Consider the following 21,577-nt stretch of genomic DNA (forward strand, 5'->3'; position numbering starts at 1 on the left):
GTCAGCGTCAGATGCGTATAAGAGACAGGACTGACCCCGCGCGATCTCCACCCGCCCATCATCCCAACGTCCGAACGATCGGAGGGCCCTCCTCCGGTTTTTCGGACGTTGTCAGCACCACCGACACAACGTCCGAACGATCGGAGGGCCCCCCTCCGGTTTTTCGGACGTTGTCGGCGGCGGGTTATCCACAGATGGGAAAGGGCAACTGCGGTAGGGATTGGTTCGCGGCATCTTCTTGTCGTGAGTGACACGACGAAATGTTTTGGGGCAGTGCGATGTGGGCGGTGTGCGGAATTTGCGCGGCGGGCGCGACGTCGATGGTGGGCCGGGCAGCTGGCGCATGTTGCATCGGCGCAGGACGGCGTCGTCTCGCGTCGCCAGCTGGCGGCGCTGGGAGTGCCGCGGTGGGAGATCACGTCCGCGTTGCGCGGGGAACGCTGGGCCCGGCCGGGCCCACAGACCATCGCGATCCACACCGGCCCGCCGAGTGCGCAGGCACTGTGGTGGTCGGCAATCTTCGAGATCGGCGGGGACGCCGCGCTCGACGGCTCGACAGCCTTGCGCGCGGCGGGCTTGAGCGGATTTGACGACGTACTGCATGTCTCGGTGCCGAAGTCCTGGCATCCGCGCCGGGCTCGCGGTGTGGTCGTCCACGAAACCCGCCGCCGGAAGCCGGACGACCTGGAAGAGATCGGCCTACCACGTACCCGTCCCCCGGTCGCCGCGGTTCGGGCCGCCCTGTGGGCACGCTCGGACCGGCAAGCCGCAACGATCTTGGCGATGTCTGTCCAGCAGGGTCTGACCACGGCCGAGGCCATCGCGGAGGCGTTCGCCACCGTACGGCGAGATCGGCGGCGCAGGTTCATCGCGACGATCCTGCCCGATCTCGCGAAGGGCGCCCAGTCGATCGGCGAGCTCGACTTCGCCCAGCTCTGCCGGGACTACGGACTCCCGGAGCCGGACCGGCAAACCCGGCGACGCGGGCCGGACGGCACCTGGTACCTCGACACAGACTGGACCCGGTACGACGCAGTGGTCGAGATCGAAGGCGTCCACCACCTCGGGGCGGATCAGGCGCTATCCGATGCGAGCCGCCAGAACGAACTCACCATCGGCCACTCCCGGGTCCTCCGGATCCCCGTCATCGGCCTTCGTGTCGCCCCCGACCACTACATGTCCCAGGTTGCACGTCTCCTCCGCTCCGCCGGCTGGCCCGGCTGAGCACAACGTCCGAAGGATCGGAGGGCGCTCCTCCGGATATTCGGACGTTAACCACAGCTCCGCCGTAACGTCCGAAAGATCGGAGGGCGGCCCTCCGATCCTTCGGACGTTAGGAAGGGGGCGGCCCGAGTGGCGGCGGACGTTACGAAAAACCTAGTACCAGCCCTTGGCTTGGGAGTGGGCCCAGGCGGAGCAGGGGGAGCCGTAGCGGTCCTCGATGTAGTCGAGGCCCCACTTGATCTGGGTGACCGGGTTGGTGCGCCAGTCGGAGCCGTAGGCGGCCATGCGGTTGCCGGGGAGGGCCTGGGCGATGCCGTAGGCCGAGGAGGTCGGGTTGTCGGCGCGAGGGTTCCAGCGCGACTCCTTGTTCCACAGCTTCTCCAGGCAGGTGAACTGGCCCTGGCCCCAGCCGTGGTCGGGCAGTAGGTTCATCGCGATCTGCTTGGGGGTGCCCTCGTACTTCTTCCGCTCGGCGTCCCGGCTGGCGCGTTCCTCGCGGGAGCTGCGGTCGGTCTTCTGCAGCGCCTGGTAGCGCTTGAGGGCGGCGTTCTTGGCGACTCGGGCGCGCCATGCGGCGTCCTGGGAGGCCTGCATCTCCTGGGCCTTGGCCTCGACCTGGTTGCGGATCCGGATCGCTTCCTCGGCCTGTTCCTGGGCGGTCAGGATCTTCTTCACCGGCGGCTTGGCGGCGGACGCCTTCTCGCTGTTCACGACCGCGAGCTCGGCCCGCCCGGACGCAGAGCTGCTACCGGCGGAGCTGAAGAGGTCGATACCCGTCACCAAGGTGACCACGGCGATCCCTGTCACAGAGAGAGCCGCGACGGAGCGCTTCGCTTTCATCTTTCCTTCCGAGAACCCGACCCCCGTCGGCTGCAACAGAAACATACTTTGGCCTAAACCGACCGTGATCACAAGCAGGTCACAAACCACGGCGCGGCCGCCGCAGGGGCGACCGCGCCGTGGCGGACGAAGTCTTACGCGTGCTTTACAGACAGTGATGAGCGAAGCTCACCATGACTCCTTACCCGTCAGTCAGATCTGCAGGTCGTCGAGCATCTCGGTGACCAGTGCAGCGATCGGCGAACGCTCCGAGCGAGTCAGCGTGACATGGGCGAACAACGGGTGGCCCTTGAGCTGCTCGACCACCGCGACCACGCCGTCGTGCCGGCCGACCCGAAGGTTGTCGCGCTGGGCGACGTCGTGGGTCAGCACGACCCGCGAGTTCGCCCCGACCCGGGACAGCACGGTCAGGAGCACGTTGCGCTCCAGCGACTGCGCCTCGTCGACGATCACGAACGCGTCGTGCAGCGACCGGCCGCGGATGTGGGTCAACGGCAACACCTCGAGCATGCCGCGGTCCATCACCTCGTCGATCACGTCGGCACCGGCCAGCGCGCCCAGCGTGTCGAAGACCGCCTGCGCCCACGGTTGCATCTTCTCCGACTCGCTGCCCGGCAGGTAGCCGAGCTCCTGACCGCCGACCGCGAAGAGCGGCCGGAAGACGACCACCTTCTTGTGCTGACGGCGCTCCATCACCGCCTCCAGGCCGGCGCACAGCGCGAGGGCCGACTTCCCCGTACCGGCTCGGCCGCCGAGCGAGACGATCCCGACGTCGGGGTCGAGCAGGAGGTCGAGCGCGACCCGCTGCTCGGCCGACCGGCCGCGGATCCCGAACGCCTCGCGATCGCCGCGGACCAGCCGGACCCGCTTGTCCGGCATCACCCGGCCGAGCGCACTGCCCCGGTCCGACAGCAGCACCAGCCCGGTGTGCGTCGGGAACTCACCGGCCTGCTGGAGCTCGAGGATGCCCTCCTCGTACAGGTCGTCGACCACCGCGGTCTCGACCTCGAGCTCGGCCATCCCGGTCCAGCCGGACTCGAAGGTGATCTCGGCCCGGTACTCCTCGGCCACCAGGCCGCAGGCCGAGGCCTTCACCCGCATCGGCAGGTCCTTGGAGACCAGCGTGACGTCGCGGCCCTCGGCCTTGAAGTTGCACGCCACTGCGAGGATGCGGCTGTCGTTGTCGCCGAGCCGGAAACCGGCCGGCAGGCTTTCCGGGTCGGTGTGGTTCAGTTCGACCCGCAGGCTTCCACCGTTCTCCCCCACTGGCAGGGGTGCGTCCAGACGTCCGTGCTGAATCCTGAGCTCGTCGAGCAGGCGTAACGCGGTACGGGCGAAGTAGCCGAGTTCAGGATGATGCCGTTTGGCCTCCAATTCGGTGACGACGACCACCGGGACGACCACCTCGTGCTCGTCGAACCGCAGCATCGCGTGCGGGTCCGACAGAAGCACCGAGGTGTCCAGCACAAAAGTGCGCTGGTCCGGTGTGGATGAGGTACTTGACGCCTTGGCGTGGGTGGCAGCCATGTCGCACGTCCTCTCGGGCCGCGACGTGCACACCACGCCCGGCCCACCAGTGTTAGGTGTTGGACCGGGAGTCGGGAATCAGCCAGACCGAGACAGACCGTCTCGGATACTCCGTTCTGCCCCGCATGGGGCAACCGGCTGGCGAACGTCTCAAACTGATCGCACCTCCCGTAACAGCCGGCTTCCCCTCCGACCGTCATTGTCAGAGTAGGAGGGTCCGGCAAACCCCGCAGCCCGACACGCCCGGCCACGGGGTTAACACGGTGTTACACGTTCCCCCCACCCGAGGGAGCCCGCTCACCCCGCCGGGTGATCCGGTACGACGGCGTTCCGGCCGACGCTCATGTCATGCGAAAAAACTGGCCGATCCTGGTGGGCTGCACGACAGCCCTGTGGTCGTTCGTCTACGGCGTAGCAGGCCTTTACTGGTCGTTAGGAGGTGCTCACTACCCGTTCGCGAGGGTGGAGGACGACCGGTCGACCGCCTCGGTCCTGGAAGGCGCTCCAGTGGCGGTTGTCGGGCCGATGATGGCCATCCTGGGACTCGGCGGCGCCGTACTGGCCGTAGTGATGACGGTACGCCGGCCGCGCGGATGGTTGCTGCAGACAATCGCCGCCGTACTCGCGGTCGGCCTGGCACTGGTGATCCCGGACTACACCCTGATCGCGATAGTCGCCCTGTCTCCGGCGCTGGTGGTCTTCGCGTTCACCGGGGTCCCGGGCGAGCAGGGTGGCGTCGGCGACATCCTGTACTGGCATCGCCTGAACCTGCTCATCCTGTTCGTCGGCGGCGTTTTGTGGGCGGGTACGGCGATCGCGTACCACCGCCGTACCCGCGCTGCCTGCGTTTCGTGCGGCCGCAGCGACCGGCCCGCACCCGCGTGGACGACTCCCGAGTCCGCACTGCGCTGGGGACGCGTCGCGGTCGGCGTCTCCGTCGTGGCGAATCTGCCGTACGAGGCCACCCGGATCGCCTGGTACTTCGGCTGGCCACTGGGCATCACCGGCGACTTCCACCAGATGATGGCCGACACCCCGGGCATGCTCGAGATGGGCCTCGGCCTCGCCGTACTGGCCATCGGCGGCAGCGTCCTCACCCACGGCCTGGTGCAGCGCTGGGGCGAGGTGTACCCACGCTGGATCTGGTTCAAGGCCGGTCGCCGGGTACCCCCGCGGCTGGCGATCATCCCGGCCTCGATCGTTGCCGTGGCTCTGTTCCCGGCCGGCCTGATGAACGCCCAGCTGCCCCTGGACGGCGACAACTGGGCGCTGAACGCACCCGGCATCCTCTGGATCCTCTGGGGCGCAGCACTCGGCGCTGCGACCTACGCCTACTACCTCAGACGCCGTACGGCGTGTGTGCGGTGCGGACGCGGTGTCAGGCGCCGAAGCGACGCTCTCGCTGGGAGTAACTCCTGATCGCTCGCAGGAAGTCCACGTGCCGGAAGTCCGGCCAGAGGGCTTCGCAGAAGTAGAACTCGCTCCGGGCGCTCTGCCAGAGCAGGAAGCCGCCGAGGCGCTGCTCACCCGAGGTGCGGATGACCAGATCCGGGTCCGGCTGGCCCTTCGTGTAGAGGTGCCGGGCGATGTGCTCGACATCGACCCGCTCAGCCAGCTCCTCGATCGAGATGCCCTGGGCGGCCTCCTCGAGCAGCAGCGAGCGGACGGCGTCGGCGAGCTCCCGGCGGCCGCCGTACCCGACCGCGACGTTGACGAGCATGCCGTCGACGTCCCGGGTCGCGGCCTCGGCCCGCTTGAGCGTCTCGGCGGTCACACTCGGCAGCAGGTCCAGCGCACCGACCGGGTGGATCCGCCAGCGGCCGATCGCGGTCAGCTCGTCGACGACCTGCTCGATGATCCGCAGCAGCGGCTCGAGCTGGTCGGCGGGCCGGGTCAGGTTGTCGGTGGACAGCATCCAGACGGTGACGACCTTGACGTCGACGTCGTCGCACCAGTGCAGGAACTCGGTGATCTTGTTCGCACCGGCCTCGTGGCCGTGCGAGACCGGGTTGCCGGCCGAGCGGGCCCAGCGCCGGTTGCCGTCGATGATCACGCCGATGTGCTCCGGGATCCGGTCCGGCGCCAGCGAGCGCCGCAGCCGGCGTTCGTAGATCAGCATCAGCGCGTCGCGCAGCTTCTGCTTGCCTGGTGTCTGCATGAGCAGGGTTTCGCCTCCAACTTCCTCACCCCGAGGCTAGCCCAGATCGCCCACCGAAAGAGAGGCCGAACTTTTCACTTGTTGGCTGCATCGTAGACACGGGAGAAGGTGCGCCGAGGTGGTGACATCGCCTACATTTCATCCTTCGGGAGGGTTGAACCTACGGTTGCGTAGGTTACGGTTGCGTAGGTAGGCCGAAATCCCTCGCCCGGCGTCACGAAAGGACGGCGATGACCGCTCCCAGCGCACAGCCCCAGGCAGCCGGTCACAAGTTGTCCGAGCGGCTCGGCCCGCTCAAACCGAAGCTGCGCGGCTGGCTGCACGCCGGCACTTTCCCGCTCGCCACCGCGGGCGGCATCGTGCTGATCTGCCTGGCGCCGCATGCGAACGCACGCTGGGCCGCCGCGGTCTACACGATGGGCGCGATGCTGCTGTTCGGCATCTCCGCGCTCTACCACCGCTTCTACTGGGGTGCGACCGGCGAGGCGATCCTGCGCCGGCTGGACCACAGCAACATCTTCCTGCTGATCGCCGGCACGTACACCCCACTCGGGATGCTGCTGCTGAGCGGCAAGGACCGCATCCTGATGCTGAGCCTGGTCTGGGGCGGTGCGACGCTGGGCATCCTGTTCCGGGTCTTCTGGGTCGGCGCCCCGCGCTGGCTCTACACCCCGATCTACCTGGCCATGGGCTGGGTCGCGGTCTTCTGGATGGGCGACATCTACCGCCAGGGCGGCGCGGCGGTCGTCACGCTGATCGCGGTCGGCGGCCTGCTCTACTCGGTCGGCGCGGTGATCTACGGCACCAAGCGCCCGAATCCGTCTCCCCGCTGGTTCGGCTTCCACGAGATCTTCCATGCCCTGACCGTGGCCGCCTTCATCTGCCACTACATCGCTGTCAGCATCGTTACGTACCAATCCTGACGATCTGAAGGCTGTCTGAAGGGTCCGGCGCGACCCTGAGGTATGAGCACTCTTCAGGCGCTGAACGACGACGAGCTGGCTGAACTGGGTCGCACGGTCACCGGAGTACCCACCGCCTGCATCGGCGACGTGCGGGTCGAGGTCGTGGACTACCCCATCGGGACGCCCACCACCGCAGGGCTCTACCGCGTCTTCGGTACGGCGGACGGCGTCGGCTGGTCGTGTTTCGTGAAGCAGCTCCGGTCGGTGCGGCACTGGCAGTTCCTCGACATGGTCCCCGAGGAGCTGCGGGAGAGCTTCGTGCAGAACCTGCCCTGGCAGCTCGAGCTCGCCGCCCACCAGAGCAACCTGGCCGAGCTGCTGCCGGACGGCATGCGGCTGCCCGCGACGTACCGGATCGACCTGTACGACGACGATCGCGGCGCGCTGTGGATGGAGAACATCACGCCGGAACCGGGCCCCTGGCCGATCGCACGGTTCGAGCGGGCGGCGTACCTGCTCGGTCGGCTGTCGGCGCGCAGGCAACCGCATCTGGTCGAGCCGCTGGTCCCCCGCCCCGGAGTAACCACACCGGGCATCGGACTGCGGTACTACGTCGGCGGCCGGGTGATGGGGAACGCCTTACCGGCTATTGCTAGCTGGGAACACCCGATGTTGGCTGAGGCGGTCGACAACCTGGGTGAGCACACCCTGCGGGAGGACCTGCTCGCGCTCGCGGCGCGGCTGCCCGCCGTACTGGATGCACTCGACGCCTTGCCGCAGTGCTACCAGCACGGGGATGCGAGTCCGCAGAACCTCCTGGTGCCGCAGGGCTGCCCGGACGAGTTCGTGGTGATCGACTGGGGCTTCGACTGCCCGCAAGCGGTCGGCTTCGACCTGGGACAGCTGCTGATCGGCCTGGCCCACGCTGGCGAGCTCTCACCAGAGGCGCTGCCTGCCGTGCACAGGGTGATCCTGAAGGCATTCCAGACCGGGCTAGCCACCGAAGGCATGCAGGTCTCCGAGGAACAGGTGCTCTACGGCTATCTGGGTTCACTGTGCGCCCGGGCAACGTTCACCGCCCTACCACTATGGGAGCCGGCCACACCCGCACTCTTCGAGCAGCGCGTCCACCTCACCCGCGTACTCGTTGACCTGGTCTCACCGATCGTTAAAAGGTGGGCTTAGATCTCAGTCTTGTGTCGGGTGCAACGAATCGGGGCGGATCGGGTATCCCTGTTACGTGAAGAACCTCAGTAGGTACACAGCGGTCGCCGCCCTCGCTGGGTTGGTTCTGAGTGGATGCGGTGACGAGTCCAGCGTCGGCGGTACGCCGTCGACACCAACCCCCAGCGAGCCGTCCGTGACCGAGTCGACGCCGGTCGGGGTCGGCCTGCCGATGACGGTCACCCGCACCGGCGGGTTGGCCGGGTTCGACGACCAGGTGCAGGTGGACGCCGAAGGGATCGCCACGGTGAGCTCACGCGGCAAGGAGACGGTCCGGTGCAAGCTCGACCCGACTCTGCTGACACCGCTGGCCTCCGCGGCTCAGCAGGTCGACTGGGCGAGCCTGACGATGGTCAAACCCACCGTGCGGCATCCCGACGACATGATCATCGCGGTCTCCGCCAACGGCAAGGTCGCCCGGCTCGACGACCCGAAGCTGAAGCCGCTGTCGGCCCCGGTGAGCAAGCTGCTCACCGAGGCCAAGATCCCACCCGGGGATCTCTGCAAACCGCTCTAGGGAACGGTGACTGCGGTGTCGTCGACGACGAAGCTCGTCTGGAGTGACGAGTCCTCGGCACCGAGGAACTTCACGGTGACCGTCTTCCCCTTGTAGGCAAGGAGGTTGAAGGTCTTCTCCGTGTACGTCGTGTTCTTGTTCAGGTTCGAGTACGTCGCCAGCGTCGTCGTCGTACTGCCGTCGACCACCTGCACCTTGAGCGTGTCGTAGACCGTCGACGTGGTTGTCTCGGCGGTGTCGATCCGGATCCAGAACGACAGCGTGGCCGCCGTCGCCGCGGCCGGGATCGCCACCGACTGACCGGTGTTCTCGGTGCCGGTGCTGCCGTTACCCTGCAGCCACGCCTTCCAGGTCCCGGCGCGGGCCGGCTTGGACGAGCTGTTGGGACGACACCCGACGTACCGGTCCAGTTCACCGCGCCGGACTCGAAGCCCGGGTTGACGAGCAGGTTCGAGCCGCCCGGAGGCGGTCCGCTGCCGTAGTCCTTCTGCGCGTAGTTCCAGATCATGTGGCCGATGGCATCGATGTTGCGGTCCAGCGCGGTCAGGTTGAGGTTGGTGATGGTGTCGCAGGACCGGTGGTAACACGGGTCGTACGCCTGCCCCGCCGTACCGCCCCACTTCGTCGCCTGGGCTGAGGTCTTGGTGCCCTCGGCCCCGGTGAAGGTGCCGGCCGTCGCGATCCCCAGCGAGCGGAACGCCGCGTGGTCGGAGCGGCCCTGGACGTCGATGTACTCCGTCTGGATGCTCTTGCTGGTGAAGTACGTCGTCAGGTCGTCGCGGGCGCCGTTACCGGCCGGATTGTCGTTGTAGACAAAGTATCCCGGGTTCGGCGAACCGATCATGTCGAAGTTCAGGTACAGCTCGATCTTGTCCCGCTCGGCCGCCGGCAGCCCGTTCACGTAGTACTTGGAACCGAGGAGCCCGAGCTCCTCGGCACCCCAGAAACCGAAGCGCAGACGGTTCCTGGGAGTCTGGCCGCTGGCGGCGTAGGCGAGCGCGGTCTCCAGGACGCCCGCGCTGCCGGTGCCGTTGTCGTTGATCCCCGGCCCCGAACTGACGCTGTCCAGGTGCGACCCGGCCATCACGACATGGTTCGCGTCGCCGAACGGCCATTCGGCGATCACGTTGTACGACGTACCGGCCGAGGTGTTGAACTGCTGCAACGTGGTCGTGTAGCCGGCCGCGTCGAGTTTGGCCTTCACCCAGTCGGCGGAGGCCTTGTAGCCGGGGCGGCCGGTGTACCGGTTGCCGCCGTTGTTGGTGGCGATGGTCTGGAACTGGTCCAGGTGCGCCTTGGCATTCGTCACCGAGATGTCGGGATCGACGACCTCGGTGCTGGCGAACGACGAGGAACCAGGGACGACAAGCGCTCCGGCGGCGAGGGCCGCGGCGAGAGCAGCTGCAGACAAGGATCTACGCATGGGGGACTTCTCCTTGCTTACAAGAGAAGGTCCGGGGGCGAGCCATGGGCAGGGCCCGCTCCCCGAACCTTCGAGTGTCTAACTACTTGCTCTTAGCAAGCAGCAGTACCGGCCGGCGCGTTGATGCCGGCCATGGCGCGCTGCACCGCGAGGCACTGGGCCGAACCGGCGCCGTACAGCTCCTTGGCGGAGTTGATGACGCCGTTACGGGCAGCCGCGTAGTTCGAACCGGAGCTGAGCTTGGTGGTCAGCGTGCGGTACCAGATCTTGCCGACCACATCACGGCCCGCACCGGCGAACGTCGTACCGTTGCAGGAGGTGGTGCTGTAGTTGACGCCGTTGATCGTCTTGGCGCCGGTGCCCTCGGAGGCCATGTAGAACCAGTGGTTCAGCGGGCCCGAGGAGTAGTGCGGGTCCAGGTTCTTGGTGCCGGTGGTCCAGCAGTCCTGGCTGCCGCGGCCGTCCTTCGACGGCTTGTCCATGTAGCGCAGCGGCGTGCCGTTGCCGTTGATGTTGATCTTCTCGCCGATCAGGTAGTCACCCTTGTCGGTGGCGTTGTTGGCCGAGAACTCGACCAGCGTGCCGAAGATGTCCGAGGTGGCCTCGTTCAGGCCGCCCGCGTCACCCGAATAGTTCAGGTTGGCGGTCGCCTGGGTGACACCATGGGTCATCTCGTGGCCGGCCACGTCGATCGACGTCAGCGGACGGGCGTTGCTCTGGCCGTCGCCGTACGTCATCTGGGTACCGTCCCAGAACGCGTTCACATACGCGTTGCCGTAGTGCACGCGGGAGCGCGCACCCACGCCGTTGTTCTTGATGCCGTTCCGGCCGTGGACGTTCTTGTAGTAGTCCCAGGTCAGCTGGGAGCCGTAGTGGGCATCCACACCGGCGGTCTGGCGGCTGGACGTCGTACCGTTGCCCCAGACATCATCTGCGTCGGTGAACAGCGTGCCGGTGCCGGAGGTGGCGCCGTTCAGGTCGGTGGTGTTGTTGCCACCGCGGCCGTTGTCCTTCAGCTGGAAGCCGGCTGCGGTTCCGATCGCGACCTGGCCGGAGTACATCGAGTTTCCGGTGCCGGTCTTGACCTCGTCGTCGGAGTCCAGCAGCGCGCCGGTCTTCGCGTCGAAGAACGAGTGCAGCACCGACGGTGTCTGGTCGGCCTTGACGCCGGTGGTGACGACCTCATAGGCGAGCACGGGCTTGGTTTCGCTGACGAAGATGACGAGGTCACCCTTGTTGGCGGTGGCCTTGAAACCGGCTGCCTTGGCGCCCTTGGCGAGCGCAGCCGCCTCGGACAGCGTCGGCTTGGTGGAGGTGAGCCCAACGGTCTTGGCGTTGCGGTTGTACGTGACCTGGCTGACGGTACCGGCCGCGTCCCGCTTCACGATGAAGTCACCACCGACGACCTTCAGGCCGTTGAAGGTGCGGTCGTAGCGGACGAACTCGGTGCCGTCGGCATCTTTCACGACATCCTTGACCTGCAGGACCTCACCCTTGCCGAGCCCGAGAGCCTGGGCGGTCTTCGCCGCCAGCACCTGCTCGGACTTGACGGCCGCCGGCTGGTCGAAGCCGGAGGCCGGCAGCGGCTGGGAGGCAAGGTTCGCGCCGGCCGGCGCGGCCGCCATGGCCGCGGCGGCGATGACAGCGATGGCCCCGACAGAAGTTACTCGTTTCAAGACAGCTCTCCTCACATTGTGGTCGCTGAATGGGCGCAGCGACCAGGGCGATGGGATTACGCGTCCTTGACAGGGGAAAGGAGGGTCCGGGGGCACTCAGGCCCCCGGACCCCGGGGTACTGGATCAGCTACCCGCAACCAGGGAGGTGTCGTCGACGACGAAGCTGGTCTGCAGCGAGGAGTCTTCCGCGCCGAGGAACTTCACCGTGACGGTCTTGCCCTTGTACGCAGTGACGTTGAACGTCTTCTGCGTGTACGTCGTGTTCTTGTTCAGGTTCGAGTACGTCGCCAGCGTGGTGGTCGTGCTGCCGTCGACGATCTGCACCTTCAGCGTGTCGTACACCGTGGAGGTGGTGGTCTCGGTGGTGTCGATGCGCAGCCAGAACGAGAGCGAAGCGGCGGTCGCGGTGGCCGGGATGGCAACCGACTGGCCGACGTTCTCGGTGGTGGTCCGGCCGTTGCCCTGCAGCCACGCCTTGTAGCTACCGGTACGGGCCGGCTTCGAGGTGCTGTTGGTGATCACACCGCTGGTGCCGGTCCAGTTGACCGCGCCGGACTCGAAGCCCGGGTTCTTCAACAGGTTGTCGCCGGTCGGCGGCTCGGTGGTACCACCACAGGTGGCGGCGCCGGCCGGGACCGTGATGCCGCTGAAGGCCGCCGCGATGCCCTTGCACTCGGCGGAGTCGTTGCCGTACAGCTCCTTGGCGGACGTGATCGCGCCTTCACGGGCGTCCGGGTAGGTGCTGCCCGAGCTGAGCTTGGTGCTCAGCGTGCGGTACCAGACCTTGGCGGCCACATCGCGACCGACCGGGGTGACGGTGGAACCGTCGCAGGCGGTGCTGGAGTGGGTGACGCCACCGATGACCTTGGTGCCGGTGCCCTCGGAGGCCAGGTAGAACCAGTGGTTCAGCGGGCCGGAGGAGTAGTGCGGGTCGAGCCCTCCGACGGTGCTGTCCCAGCAGTCCCTGCTGCGCGTGTCCTTCGACGGCTTGTCCATGTAGCGCAACGGGGTGTTGTTCCCGTTGATGTTGATCTTCTCGCCGATCAGGTAGTCACCCGGGTCCTGCGCGTTGTTCGCGGAGAACTCGACGGCGGTACCGAAGATGTCCGAGGTCGCCTCGTTCAGACCGCCCGCGTCACCCGAGTAGTTCAGGTTGGCGGTGGCCTCGGTGACGCCGTGGCTCATCTCGTGGCCGGCCACGTCGATCGACGTCAGCGGACGGGCGTTGCCCGCACCGTCGCCGTACGTCATCTGGGTGCCGTCCCAGAACGCGTTCACGTACGCGTTGCCGTAGTGGACCCGCGAGCGAGCGCCCTGGCCGTTGTTGAAGATGCCGTTCCGGCCGTGGACGTTCTTGTAGTAGTCCCAGGTGAGCTGGGAACCGAAGTGGGCGTCGACGCCGGCGGTCTGGCGGTTCGCCGTCGTGCCACTGCCCCAGGTGTCGTCCGGGTCGGTGAAGATCGTGCCGCTACCGGAGGTCGCGCCGTTCAGGTCCGTGGTGTTGTTGCCACCGCGGCTCGGGTCCGACATCGAGTAGCTGCCGGAGGTGCCGATCGAGACCTGCCCGGAGTACATCGAGTTTCCGGTACCGGTCTTGACCTCGTCGTCCTGGGCGAGCACCGCGCCGGTCTTGGCGTCGATGAACGAGTGCAGCACCGACGGGGTCTGGTCGGCCTTGACGCCGGTGGTGACGACCTCGTAGGCGAGCACAGGCTTGGACGGAGTCACGAAGACGACCAGCGTCCCCTTGTTGCCGGTGGCCTTGAACTTGGCTGCCTGGGCTCCCTTGGTGAGCGCGGCCGACTGGGACAGCGTCGGCTTGGTCGCGACACCGACGGCCTTGGCGCCGTAGTTGTACTTCACCTGACCGATGGCCTCACCCTTGCGCTTCACGATGAGGTCACCGCCGACGACCTTGAGGCCGTTGAAGGTGCGGTCGTAGCGGACGAACTCGGTGCCGTCGGGGTCCTTGACCACGTCACGCACCTGGAGCTGCTCGCCACCGGCGAGTCCGAGAGCTGCGGCCGTCTGCGCGGTCAGCGCCTGTTCGGCCTGAACGGCGGCCGGCTGGTCGAAGCCGGATGCCGGGAGCGGCGCCGTACGGTCAGCGGCACCGGCGGTGGTGCCGGTGAAGCCTGCAGCCAGTCCGGCTGCCGCGACGATGGCCACCGCCCCTGCTGATGTCAGTCGTTTCAAGACAACATCTCCTCACGGTGTGGTCGCTGTTTGGGCGCAACGACCAAATTCAGTTGGGGACGCCGGACGAACACCCTGGCCCATCAGTGCCACTGCTCACTTGTGACACTGCGTGTCAGGACATGCGAAATCTGTTACATCCGACTGAGGGATGACTGTCGTCTGCGGCGGGCCCGGAGTCAAGCGATAGTGCCGAAATGGCAGGGAAAACCCGCACTGACCACGAAGGTCAGCTCAACTGCTCCCGGAGGGCTTCTGGTTCCGGAACCGGCAGCTGGCAAGTGAATTTCTGACACACATATGCCACCGGCCGGTCAGCGACCAACGACCTGCCGGCCATCAACGGTACGTCGGCACCCGGCTCTGCCTGGACGATCGCCGTACCCCATGGCGCGTGCGTGAACGCGACCTGAAGAAGCTCCGGCGAACGGCCGGCGATCGCGATCTCGAGCGGTCCGGCGGCGATCGTCTCGGCCACCGCCAGCGCCCGCCCGGCGAACCGTGGCGCCCGGGCCGCGATCGCCGCCGAGGCACTCAGGGCCTGCTCGGCCGCGGTCTCATACCGGACTGATCCGGTCAGGCTCGCAAGCGTGCTGAACGCCTCGGCGGCCAGGCTCACACCGGACGGGCTCGCGTTGTCGGTCGGGTCCTGCGGCCGCCAGACCAGCTCCTCAGCATCCGCCGCCGTGTCGAAATAGGAGCCGTCAGCAACGAACTGTTCGAGCGTCCGGTCCAGCAAAGCCTGTGCAGTCTGGAACCACGTGATGTTGCCGTTGACACCGAACAACGTGAGACAACCCTGCGCAAAAGCCGCATAGTCCTCCAGTACGCCGTACGCCGTACCGGCCACGCCGTCCCGCGAGGTCCGGTGCAGCCTGCCGGTGGCCGAGTCGAGATGGACCGTCCGGATCAATTCGGCCGCGCCGGCCGCGGCCTCGACGTACTCGGGTTTGCCGAGGACGATGCCCGCGCGCACCAGTGCGGTGATGGCCAGACCGTTCCAGGCGGCGACCACCTTGTCGTCGCGACCGGGGTACGCGCGGGACTTCCGCGCCTCGCGCAGAGTCGCACGGACGCGCTGCCAACGGTCGGCGTCATCGGGGTCCTGGCGGAGCTGCAGAACCGAGGATCCGTGCTCGAAAGTACCGCTCACGTCGCACAGTTCGACGACCCAGGCCGCGTCGTCCGCGGGCAGCGCCGCGTAGATCTCGGCCGCTGTCCAGACGTAGTACTTGCCTTCCTCGCCTTCGGTATCGGCATCGAGAGCCGACGCGAACCCGCCTTCCGGCGTCCGGAGTTCCGTGAGGAGGAACTCGGCCGTCTCCTCGACGATCCGGCGCGCGATCGGCTCGCCACCGACTGCCCACCACTGGGTATAGACGTCGAGCAGCAACGCGTTGTCGTACAGCATCTTCTCGAAATGCGGGACGACCCACTGCCCGTCGACGGAGTACCGCGCGAAACCACCTGCGAGCTGGTCGTACATCCCACCGCGCGCCATCCGCTCGCAGGTGTGCACAACCATCCGGAGTGCATCGGCCGACCCGGTCCGCCGGTGATGCCGCAACAGGAAGTCCAGCACCATCGACGGCGGGAACTTCGGCGCTCCCCCGAACCCACCGTCCACCGGATCGAAGTCCGTCCTCAGCAACTGCGCCGCCCGGTCGAGCTGTGCTTGATCTATTTGGAGTTCGCCGCCGCCTGCCTGCTGCCGAGCACCCAACTGCTCGACCACCCGCCGGCCGATCCCGTCGATCTGCTCCCGCTTCCCCCGCCAGGCCTCCACCAACGACTCCAGCACCTGCCGGAACGACGCCATACCGTGCCGCGCATCCTTCGGAAAGTACGTCCCGCAGAAGAACGGCTCCGCCTCCGGCGTCAGGAACACCGACATCGGCCACCCGCCCTGCCCCGTCATCGCCACCGTCGCCGCCATGTAGATCGCATCCACATCCGGCCGCTCTTCGCGATCCACCTTGATACACACGAAGTGCTCGTTCAGATACTCCGCCGTCGCCGCATCCTCGAACGACTCATGAGCCATCACATGACACCAGTGACAAGCCGAGTACCCCACCGACAGAAAGATTGGTGCATCACGACGCTTGGCCTCGGCGAAAGCCTCCTCACCCCAGGCGTACCAGTCCACCGGATTCCCTTGGTGCTGCAAGAGATACGGGCTCGTGGCGTTCGCCAAACGGTTCACCATGGGTGTCACTCCGTTCCAGTGCCTGATGCATCACTTTGATGCATCAGGCACGTTCGGGCTCAGATCTCAGTCGTCGGCGCACTGCTCCGTGCCCGAGCCTAGCGAGGAGACGGTCGGGACGAGGAACTACACCGACGGCCTACAGCCAAGCCCACTTCTGGTAGTCGCCGCTGTTGCAGGTGTTGGGATAGACGGTTCCCCGCGAGTTGCTGTCCAGGCACTTGCCGGTCGTGGCATTCCGGAACCGGTAACCGTCGTCAGTCTTTCGGTACCAGATCTGGTACAAGCCGCTGTTGCAGACATGGGTATAGGCCGTGGTGGAGTTGTGATCGAGGCACCGCCCGTTGTTGTTGTTCTTGAACCTATATGACTCTCCGTCCCAGATCAGGGTCCATCGCTGATAACTCGATGTGCTGCACGTCGTGGTCGACACCGCAGCTGTGTTCGTGCCCTGAAGACAGCGGCCGGTCGCCTTGTTCTTCATTTGCACGACGCCAGCTTGGGGCTCGAACCCGGATCCGCTGTCGGACTGGATGGTTGTGTCGCTCGCGTTGGTCTGCACGGCGGGTTCGGCTTGGGCCGTAGCTGTCACGCCGACCATGATGATCATGCCGGTGAACAGCGTTATGAAGGTTTTTCTTAGACGGTGCATTCATTCTCCTTGAGAGCGTGTCTCTGTGGTGAGTTGCTGGTAGCGGTGGCGAGCGAGATGTCTCAAGCCGGCTTGCGCCGCCGACCGAATGTGTCGCGACAGTACGAGTTGTCCCCGACGTGTCTCTGCCCGTACCACCCGTACCCCGAGGTCGCAGGGCCTGCGCGATGCGGTGAACCCGCCGGCCTCGCGGTACGGGTGTAGTACGGGCAGGGAGACGTCGGCGGCAACTCCTACCTTTGCGACGACATCAGCGGGCAGGTGCAAGCCGGCTCGACGCATCTCTTGGAGGATCGATGAAAACACGCGTTCTGAGGACCGTGCTGGGGCTCGCAGCGGTGCTGGGTAGCTTGTCGGTCGCAAGTCCGGCGCAGGCGGATGACGGTCCGGTGTCCGTTCGCGTCTACACCCAGGGATCCTCGGGCAGTGGCGGGATTGCCAAGACGTCGGTCAACTTCCTCAGCCAGACGGACATCCACTACAGCAACCTCACGGTGCGCGATGTGTGTCCCGGTGACAACCTTCCGGTACGCGTCTACGTCAAGGTGGTGTTCAGAGACGGAACTTCCGAGAACGACCTCGCCGGTTCGGACACCAACGGCTGCGGCTCCGACGGCACCAACCTAGGGGACTTCAGGACCGACTCCCCTTTCGCGCAGGTGGCGAAGGCAGGCCTGAGGGTTTGTGTCTACAACTCGGCCGGCAACCAGCGGTGCGCGGAATCGCTCCGCTCGAACCCTTACCTCTGAGCGCCGTGACAAACCCAGGTGACATCTCTCTTGGAGGATCGATGAGAACACGGGTTCTGAGGACCGTGGTAGGAGTCGCAACGGTACTGAGTGGGTTGTTGATCGCAAGTCCTGCGCAGGCGACCGACGGTCCGGCGTCCGCTCGCGTCTTCACCGAAGGATCTTCCGGCAGTGGTGGGCTGGCCACCGCGTCTCTCGACTTCGTCAACCGGACGGAGGTCACCTATCGCAACGTTACGGTGCGCGACGTGTGTCCCGGTGACAACCTTCCGGTGAAGGCCTACATCAGGCTGGTGAGCACCAACGGAGACACCTCGTCTCGCTACGTGGGGTCGGACACCAACGGCTGCGGCTCCGACGGCACCAATTTCGGGACCGTCTACGGCAGCGCAGGCTTCACCGTGGCAAAGGCAGGCCTGACGGTGTGCCTCTACACGTCCACTCCGGGCGAGGCGAAGTGCGTGCACGGCCCGGTCAGAGACAACCCGTACGTCGGCTGACAAACCGTAGGTAACTCTGGCCGGGCCTGGATCCGGCGGCAGCGGCACTCGCCTGACACCAGTGACAAGCCGAGTACCCCACGGGGGTCATGCGCCCAACGTCAGGTGGTCTGCGACAGGGCCACGGACAGGCCCAGGGCGAGGGCCATGATGACGAGTTCGAAGCCGACGATCTGCCAGAAGGGGATGTTGCGGTCGAGGAGGTTGCCGGTGGTGCGGGCGCGCCTGAGCTGGGACGCGACGATCAGCGCGGCGAACGCGAGGACCTTGACGATCAGGAGGACGCCGTACGCGTCGGCAGTGACGACGTCGAAGGCGCCGCCCCAGCCACCGGCCTTCGCGGCGAGCCGGCCGGCGGCGCTGATCAGGCCGCTGAGGACGAGGGCGATCGAGGAGAGGTAGGCGACCTGGTTGTAGCGCTCGAGGACGATCGGGAGGCCGCCGCGGCTGGCGCGGCCGTAGCGGACGAGGCCGGCCAGGCCGCCGATCCAGGTGGTCGCGGCGATCACGTGGATGACCAGGGCCGCTCCGGCGAGGACGACGTACGGCTCGTTGCGGGGGAAGGCCGTGAGCGCGTTCGGGATCAGGGCCGCGATGGCGACCAGGACACCGAGGCGGGCGGCTTGGGAGGTCTGGACGCGGCGGATGCCGATAGCCAGGGCGACGATCAGGATGCCGGTGATCAGAAGGGCTTTGACCTCGGGGACTGCGAGGGCGTCCTCGAGGCGGAGGTACAGGAGGTCGACCGGGGTATCGAGGAGTACCGCGGCGGTGACCACGGCGCCGGCGAAGGAGCAGGCGGCCCAGATGACCGCCGAGTTGCTGGCGTCGTGAACCGCGCGCCGGCCTTGGGTGCCGAGCAGGCCGCCCTCGATGCGGAGCAGGACGACGGCAGCGAGCAGAGCGCCGGCGCAGCCGACGGTGGCCAGGGTTGCGACCAGCCGGAGCAGCGGGAGGAGCCAGGCGACGAACAGGCTCGGGCCACCGATACCACCGGTGTCATGAGGCTCGCTGCCGGTGACGAACAGGGCGACGACGAGGGCGATCGAGGCCACCAGAACCGCGGCCAGTCCACCGACTACCAGGCGTCCGGGCATGCGGTGCCGGGCGGCGCGAGTGGCACGGGTCGTGCTCATCGCACCGACCCGCGCCCGGCAATGGTGGGCACGCGGCCACTATAGGGTCACGCGGAGGTGGGCAGCCCAGTCCGACACCATCTCGTGATCACGGTCAGGCGGGACTGCCAGGAATCGTTCTGTGCGCGTTACTTGGGCGCCTTACTTGGGCTCACTCTGCGTCGGTGTCGTAGCCACCGTAGGGATCGGATCGGCAGCGTCCGGGTCCGCAGAACTGGCGGGACTCGCTGGGCCGGAAGACGGAGCTGGGCCGTCCGCGGCGTCGTCGTCGAAGTCGATCTTCTTCAGCTGCTTGCCCATGTTGCGCCACAGGAGCACCGTGACGGCACCGAGAGCGAGCACGATCAGCAGCGCGACCCAGCCGGGACGCACCGAGTTCGGGTCGATCTCGACCGGCGCAAGGGAGGTCATCGCTATCACGCCACCATTCTCTCACTGTCATCCCCCGCCGTCAGCGGAGCCCCGCGAAGAGGTCGGTCTCGGGCAGTTCCGACTCGACCAGACTCCGCGCCAACTCGTAGTCCTCGGTCGGCCAGGCCGCCTGGTGAACGGCCAGCGGTACGTCGAACCACGCACCGTCGGGATCGATCTGCGTCGCGTGCGCCAGCAGCGCCTTGTCGCGGGTCTCGAAGTACTGCGCGCACTCGACCCGCGTGGTGATGCGGCGCTCGTTCTCCGGGTCGGGCTTCCAGTCCTTCAGGCGGTCCTCGTACGGCGACTTCAGCCCGCGCGCGACCATCGCGTCGTGCAGCGCCTTCATCCGCTCGCGGTGGAACGTGTGGTGGTAGTAGAGCTTCAGCGGCTGCCAGGGCTCACCGAGCTCCGGGTACGCGTCCGCGTCACCAGCCGCCTCGAAGGCAGCCACGGTGATCTGGTGGCACATCACGTGATCGGGATGCGGGTAGCCGCCGTTCTCGTCGTACGTCGTGACGACCTGCGGACGGAACTCGCGGATCAGCTTCACCAGCGGCGCGGCCGCGTCCTCCACCTTCAGGGCGGCGAAACAACCGTCCGGCAGCGGCGGGAGCGGATCACCCTCGGGATAGCCGGAGTCGACCCAGCCGAGCCACTCCTGCCGGATCCCGAGAATCTCGCGCGCCGCGTCCATCTCCTTGCGGCGGATCTCGCTGATGTTGGCCAGCACCTCGGGCCGGTCCATCTTCGGATTCAGGATGGATCCACGCTCACCACCGGTACAGGTGGCGACAAGCACCTCGACGCCCTCAGCGACGTACCGGGCCGTCGAAGCGGCACCCTTGCTCGACTCGTCATCCGGGTGGGCATGCACATGCAACAACCGCATCTCTCCACTCACAAGACACAATGGTCCTCCACCGGACCCCAAAACCCACAACCAACCCCCTGGACCCCCGTTGACAGAGCCAGCCAGCAGCACCCTCGACTCCCGCTATGGACGCACCGCACGGTCCCGGCGACCGCTGATCATCGGGCTGGTCGCCGTGATCGCCGTGGCCGGCCTGGGGTGGCTGCTGTGGGCCGCGGTGGTCGGCTCGAACCCGCCGGTGACGTCCCGGCTGCTGGCCTTCAAGATCGTCTCGGACACCCAGGTGACGGCCACCGTCCAGGTCGACCGCACCAAGTCCGTCGAAGCGACCTGCCGGGTGCAGGCCAAGGCCGCGGACTTCTCGATCGTCGGAGAGCTGACCCTGACCGTCCCCGCGGACTCTCCCCGGAACCAGTCGCTCCCGGCCACGCTGACCACCCAGCGAACCGCGACCTCGGTCGTCCTGATCGGCTGTACGACGGCCGATTCGCAGCGCCCGCACTGACCCGCAAAAGCGCAGGTCAGGGCCGGTTTCTGGTTGACGCGGAACCTGAATCGGCAACCGATTGCCCTTGGTTTGCCCAGGATCCGGAAAAAACCGTCGGGAAAGCGCTGTCCTAGCGCCTGAGGGACCTTGGAACGGTGGGGTTCTCGGGCAGATCTTGCTACGCTGATTGGATTGGTCGCCGTCGTCGACGGCGGCCAGCAGCATTTCCTGCCCACCTATCCAACCCCCAAGGAGCAGCCCATGACGCAGAGAATCGAAGAGGCGAGCGTTGTCTGGCTGACACAGGAGGGCTACGACCAGCTGAAGGCCGAGCTGGAGCAGCTGAAGGGGCCGGCCCGGGCCGAGATCACCCAGCGGATCAGCGACGCCCGCGACGAGGGCGACCTCAAGGAGAACGGCGGCTACCACGCCGCCAAGGACGAGCAGGGCAAGATCGAGGCCCGCATCCGCCAGCTCGAGGACATGCTCCGCCGCGCCCAGGTCGGCGAGACCCCGAAGAAGGGCGGCAAGGTCGAGCCCGGGATGAAGGTCTCCATCACCTTCGCCGGTGACGACGAGGTCGAGACCTTCCTGCTCGGCTCCCGCGAGCTGCTCGCCCTGGACGCCTCGGTGGACATCGACGTCTACTCGCCGCAGTCCCCCCTCGGCGCCGCCATCCTCGGCAAGAAGAAGGGCGAGAAGGCCACCTACGAGGCCCCCAACGGCAAGCCGGTCACCGTCCAGATCGTCGCCGCCGAACCCTTCACCGGCTGACCCCACCACCTTCGCAGCGCCCCGGTGGACAACCACCGGGGCGCTTCGCATTTCCCGGCCGCCCCACTCCCGCCGTACCGGCGCACTCCCCGCC

General features: G+C 66.9%; 21 protein-coding genes. 9 read left to right on the plus strand and 12 right to left on the minus strand.

The window, feature by feature from the left end; genetic code table 11:
* Nucleotides 1-243 precede the first annotated feature (243 nt).
* Nucleotides 244-1,224 carry a hypothetical protein gene (locus tag E1261_RS27540; RefSeq protein WP_132411487.1) on the plus strand — a complete coding sequence of 327 codons (981 nt, stop codon included), beginning with the start codon at nucleotides 244-246 and terminating at the stop codon, nucleotides 1,222-1,224.
* A gap of 153 nt (nucleotides 1,225-1,377) precedes the next feature.
* Here E1261_RS27540 and E1261_RS27545 read toward each other — a convergent pair whose 3' ends face one another.
* The gene (locus E1261_RS27545) at nucleotides 1,378-2,064 is read right to left on the minus strand and encodes an aggregation-promoting factor C-terminal-like domain-containing protein (RefSeq protein WP_132411489.1); all 687 of its coding nucleotides are present in this window, start codon (nucleotides 2,062-2,064) and stop codon (nucleotides 1,378-1,380) included.
* A gap of 192 nt (nucleotides 2,065-2,256) precedes the next feature.
* Nucleotides 2,257-3,591, minus strand: coding sequence for a PhoH family protein (locus tag E1261_RS27550; protein ID WP_132411491.1), 1,335 nt, complete (start codon nucleotides 3,589-3,591; stop codon nucleotides 2,257-2,259).
* Between the two features lie 348 nt (nucleotides 3,592-3,939).
* Between E1261_RS27550 and E1261_RS27555 the strand changes: the two genes are divergently transcribed.
* The gene (locus tag E1261_RS27555; protein WP_132411493.1) at nucleotides 3,940-5,010 is read left to right on the plus strand and encodes an NYN domain-containing protein; all 1,071 of its coding nucleotides are present in this window, start codon (nucleotides 3,940-3,942) and stop codon (nucleotides 5,008-5,010) included.
* Here the strand turns inward: E1261_RS27555 and E1261_RS27560 are convergent.
* Nucleotides 4,970-5,749, minus strand: a complete 780-nt coding sequence (locus E1261_RS27560; protein ID WP_132411495.1) for an isoprenyl transferase — start codon at nucleotides 5,747-5,749, stop codon at nucleotides 4,970-4,972. The two genes, E1261_RS27555 and E1261_RS27560, sit on opposite strands and share 41 nt — an antisense overlap.
* 230 nt (nucleotides 5,750-5,979) lie before the next feature.
* Between E1261_RS27560 and trhA the strand changes: the two genes are divergently transcribed.
* From trhA to E1261_RS27575, 3 genes are read left to right on the plus strand one after another with little or no spacing between them, the layout of a single operon-like run.
* Nucleotides 5,980-6,672, plus strand: coding sequence for a PAQR family membrane homeostasis protein TrhA (gene trhA, locus E1261_RS27565; protein ID WP_132411497.1), 693 nt, complete (start codon nucleotides 5,980-5,982; stop codon nucleotides 6,670-6,672).
* 42 nt (nucleotides 6,673-6,714) lie between these two features.
* Nucleotides 6,715-7,839: a phosphotransferase gene (locus E1261_RS27570; RefSeq protein WP_132411499.1), complete on the plus strand. Its 1,125-nt coding sequence runs from the start codon at nucleotides 6,715-6,717 to the stop codon at nucleotides 7,837-7,839.
* Between the two features lie 55 nt (nucleotides 7,840-7,894).
* On the plus strand, nucleotides 7,895-8,395 hold the full coding sequence (locus E1261_RS27575; protein WP_238176461.1) for a hypothetical protein: 501 nt from the start codon (nucleotides 7,895-7,897) through the stop codon (nucleotides 8,393-8,395).
* Here the strand turns inward: E1261_RS27575 and E1261_RS46505 are convergent.
* The 6 genes from E1261_RS46505 to E1261_RS27600 form a co-directional block, all read right to left on the minus strand.
* Nucleotides 8,392-8,589 (minus strand): hypothetical protein, encoded by a 198-nt coding sequence (locus tag E1261_RS46505; protein WP_238176462.1) that lies wholly within the window; start codon nucleotides 8,587-8,589, stop codon nucleotides 8,392-8,394. The genes E1261_RS27575 and E1261_RS46505 overlap by 4 nt on opposite strands.
* The gene (locus tag E1261_RS27580; RefSeq protein ID WP_238176463.1) at nucleotides 8,535-9,818 is read right to left on the minus strand and encodes a M28 family metallopeptidase; all 1,284 of its coding nucleotides are present in this window, start codon (nucleotides 9,816-9,818) and stop codon (nucleotides 8,535-8,537) included. The genes E1261_RS46505 and E1261_RS27580 overlap by 55 nt, the downstream gene beginning before the upstream one ends.
* 92 nt (nucleotides 9,819-9,910) lie before the next feature.
* Nucleotides 9,911-11,494, minus strand: a complete 1,584-nt coding sequence (locus E1261_RS27585) for a M4 family metallopeptidase (protein ID WP_238176464.1) — start codon at nucleotides 11,492-11,494, stop codon at nucleotides 9,911-9,913.
* A gap of 124 nt (nucleotides 11,495-11,618) precedes the next feature.
* Nucleotides 11,619-13,691, minus strand: a complete 2,073-nt coding sequence (locus tag E1261_RS27590) for a M4 family metallopeptidase (RefSeq protein ID WP_238176465.1) — start codon at nucleotides 13,689-13,691, stop codon at nucleotides 11,619-11,621.
* A gap of 229 nt (nucleotides 13,692-13,920) precedes the next feature.
* The gene (locus E1261_RS27595; protein ID WP_132411501.1) at nucleotides 13,921-15,900 is read right to left on the minus strand and encodes a thioredoxin domain-containing protein; all 1,980 of its coding nucleotides are present in this window, start codon (nucleotides 15,898-15,900) and stop codon (nucleotides 13,921-13,923) included.
* A gap of 139 nt (nucleotides 15,901-16,039) precedes the next feature.
* Entirely contained in the window at nucleotides 16,040-16,552 is a 513-nt protein-coding gene (locus tag E1261_RS27600) for an RICIN domain-containing protein (RefSeq protein WP_132411503.1), read from the minus strand.
* A 296-nt stretch (nucleotides 16,553-16,848) separates the two neighbouring features.
* On the opposite strand from E1261_RS27600, the gene E1261_RS27605 reads away from it, so the two are divergent.
* Together E1261_RS27605 and E1261_RS27610 are read left to right on the plus strand one after the other, a co-directional pair.
* Nucleotides 16,849-17,301: a hypothetical protein gene (locus E1261_RS27605; protein ID WP_132411505.1), complete on the plus strand. Its 453-nt coding sequence runs from the start codon at nucleotides 16,849-16,851 to the stop codon at nucleotides 17,299-17,301.
* 41 nt (nucleotides 17,302-17,342) lie between these two features.
* On the plus strand, nucleotides 17,343-17,801 hold the full coding sequence (locus tag E1261_RS27610; protein WP_132411507.1) for a hypothetical protein: 459 nt from the start codon (nucleotides 17,343-17,345) through the stop codon (nucleotides 17,799-17,801).
* A 101-nt stretch (nucleotides 17,802-17,902) separates the two neighbouring features.
* Here the strand turns inward: E1261_RS27610 and E1261_RS27615 are convergent, their stop codons facing one another.
* From E1261_RS27615 to mca, 3 genes are all read right to left on the minus strand, one after another.
* The gene (locus tag E1261_RS27615) at nucleotides 17,903-18,937 is read right to left on the minus strand and encodes a hypothetical protein (RefSeq protein WP_132411509.1); all 1,035 of its coding nucleotides are present in this window, start codon (nucleotides 18,935-18,937) and stop codon (nucleotides 17,903-17,905) included.
* Between the two features lie 141 nt (nucleotides 18,938-19,078).
* Nucleotides 19,079-19,348: a hypothetical protein gene (locus E1261_RS27620; protein ID WP_132411511.1), complete on the minus strand. Its 270-nt coding sequence runs from the start codon at nucleotides 19,346-19,348 to the stop codon at nucleotides 19,079-19,081.
* A 40-nt stretch (nucleotides 19,349-19,388) separates the two neighbouring features.
* Complete coding sequence (gene mca, locus E1261_RS27625) at nucleotides 19,389-20,240, minus strand: mycothiol conjugate amidase Mca (RefSeq protein WP_132411523.1); 852 nt, start codon at nucleotides 20,238-20,240, stop codon at nucleotides 19,389-19,391.
* Between the two features lie 70 nt (nucleotides 20,241-20,310).
* Here mca and E1261_RS27630 point away from each other — a divergent pair, with 70 nt between their 5' ends.
* Both E1261_RS27630 and greA read left to right on the plus strand, forming a co-directional pair.
* The gene (locus E1261_RS27630) at nucleotides 20,311-20,727 is read left to right on the plus strand and encodes a DUF4307 domain-containing protein (RefSeq protein WP_132411513.1); all 417 of its coding nucleotides are present in this window, start codon (nucleotides 20,311-20,313) and stop codon (nucleotides 20,725-20,727) included.
* Nucleotides 20,728-20,970: 243 nt separating this feature from the next.
* Entirely contained in the window at nucleotides 20,971-21,483 is a 513-nt protein-coding gene (gene greA / locus E1261_RS27635; RefSeq protein ID WP_132411515.1) for a transcription elongation factor GreA, read from the plus strand.
* Nucleotides 21,484-21,577 lie beyond the last annotated feature (94 nt).

The organism is Kribbella albertanoniae, from assembly GCF_004348455.1.
Lineage (GTDB): Bacteria > Actinomycetota > Actinomycetes > Propionibacteriales > Kribbellaceae > Kribbella > Kribbella albertanoniae.

What these genes read in the sequence shown, in the direction of transcription:
- E1261_RS27545 (WP_132411489.1), bottom strand. Translation starts at nt 2,064, where the DNA reads ATGAAAGCGAAGCGCTCCGTCGCGGCTCTCTCTGTGACAGGGATCGCC.
- E1261_RS27550 (WP_132411491.1), bottom strand. Translation starts at nt 3,591, where the DNA reads ATGGCTGCCACCCACGCCAAGGCGTCAAGTACCTCATCCACACCGGAC.
- E1261_RS27555 (WP_132411493.1), top strand. Translation starts at nt 3,940, where the DNA reads ATGCGAAAAAACTGGCCGATCCTGGTGGGCTGCACGACAGCCCTGTGG.
- E1261_RS27560 (WP_132411495.1), bottom strand. Translation starts at nt 5,749, where the DNA reads ATGCAGACACCAGGCAAGCAGAAGCTGCGCGACGCGCTGATGCTGATC.
- trhA (WP_132411497.1), top strand. Translation starts at nt 5,980, where the DNA reads ATGACCGCTCCCAGCGCACAGCCCCAGGCAGCCGGTCACAAGTTGTCC.
- E1261_RS27570 (WP_132411499.1), top strand. Translation starts at nt 6,715, where the DNA reads ATGAGCACTCTTCAGGCGCTGAACGACGACGAGCTGGCTGAACTGGGT.
- E1261_RS27580 (WP_238176463.1), bottom strand. Translation starts at nt 9,818, where the DNA reads ATGCGTAGATCCTTGTCTGCAGCTGCTCTCGCCGCGGCCCTCGCCGCC.
- E1261_RS27595 (WP_132411501.1), bottom strand. Translation starts at nt 15,900, where the DNA reads ATGGTGAACCGTTTGGCGAACGCCACGAGCCCGTATCTCTTGCAGCAC.
- E1261_RS27600 (WP_132411503.1), bottom strand. Translation starts at nt 16,552, where the DNA reads ATGCACCGTCTAAGAAAAACCTTCATAACGCTGTTCACCGGCATGATC.
- E1261_RS27605 (WP_132411505.1), top strand. Translation starts at nt 16,849, where the DNA reads ATGAAAACACGCGTTCTGAGGACCGTGCTGGGGCTCGCAGCGGTGCTG.
- E1261_RS27610 (WP_132411507.1), top strand. Translation starts at nt 17,343, where the DNA reads ATGAGAACACGGGTTCTGAGGACCGTGGTAGGAGTCGCAACGGTACTG.
- E1261_RS27615 (WP_132411509.1), bottom strand. Translation starts at nt 18,937, where the DNA reads ATGAGCACGACCCGTGCCACTCGCGCCGCCCGGCACCGCATGCCCGGA.
- E1261_RS27620 (WP_132411511.1), bottom strand. Translation starts at nt 19,348, where the DNA reads ATGACCTCCCTTGCGCCGGTCGAGATCGACCCGAACTCGGTGCGTCCC.
- mca (WP_132411523.1), bottom strand. Translation starts at nt 20,240, where the DNA reads ATGCGGTTGTTGCATGTGCATGCCCACCCGGATGACGAGTCGAGCAAG.
- greA (WP_132411515.1), top strand. Translation starts at nt 20,971, where the DNA reads ATGACGCAGAGAATCGAAGAGGCGAGCGTTGTCTGGCTGACACAGGAG.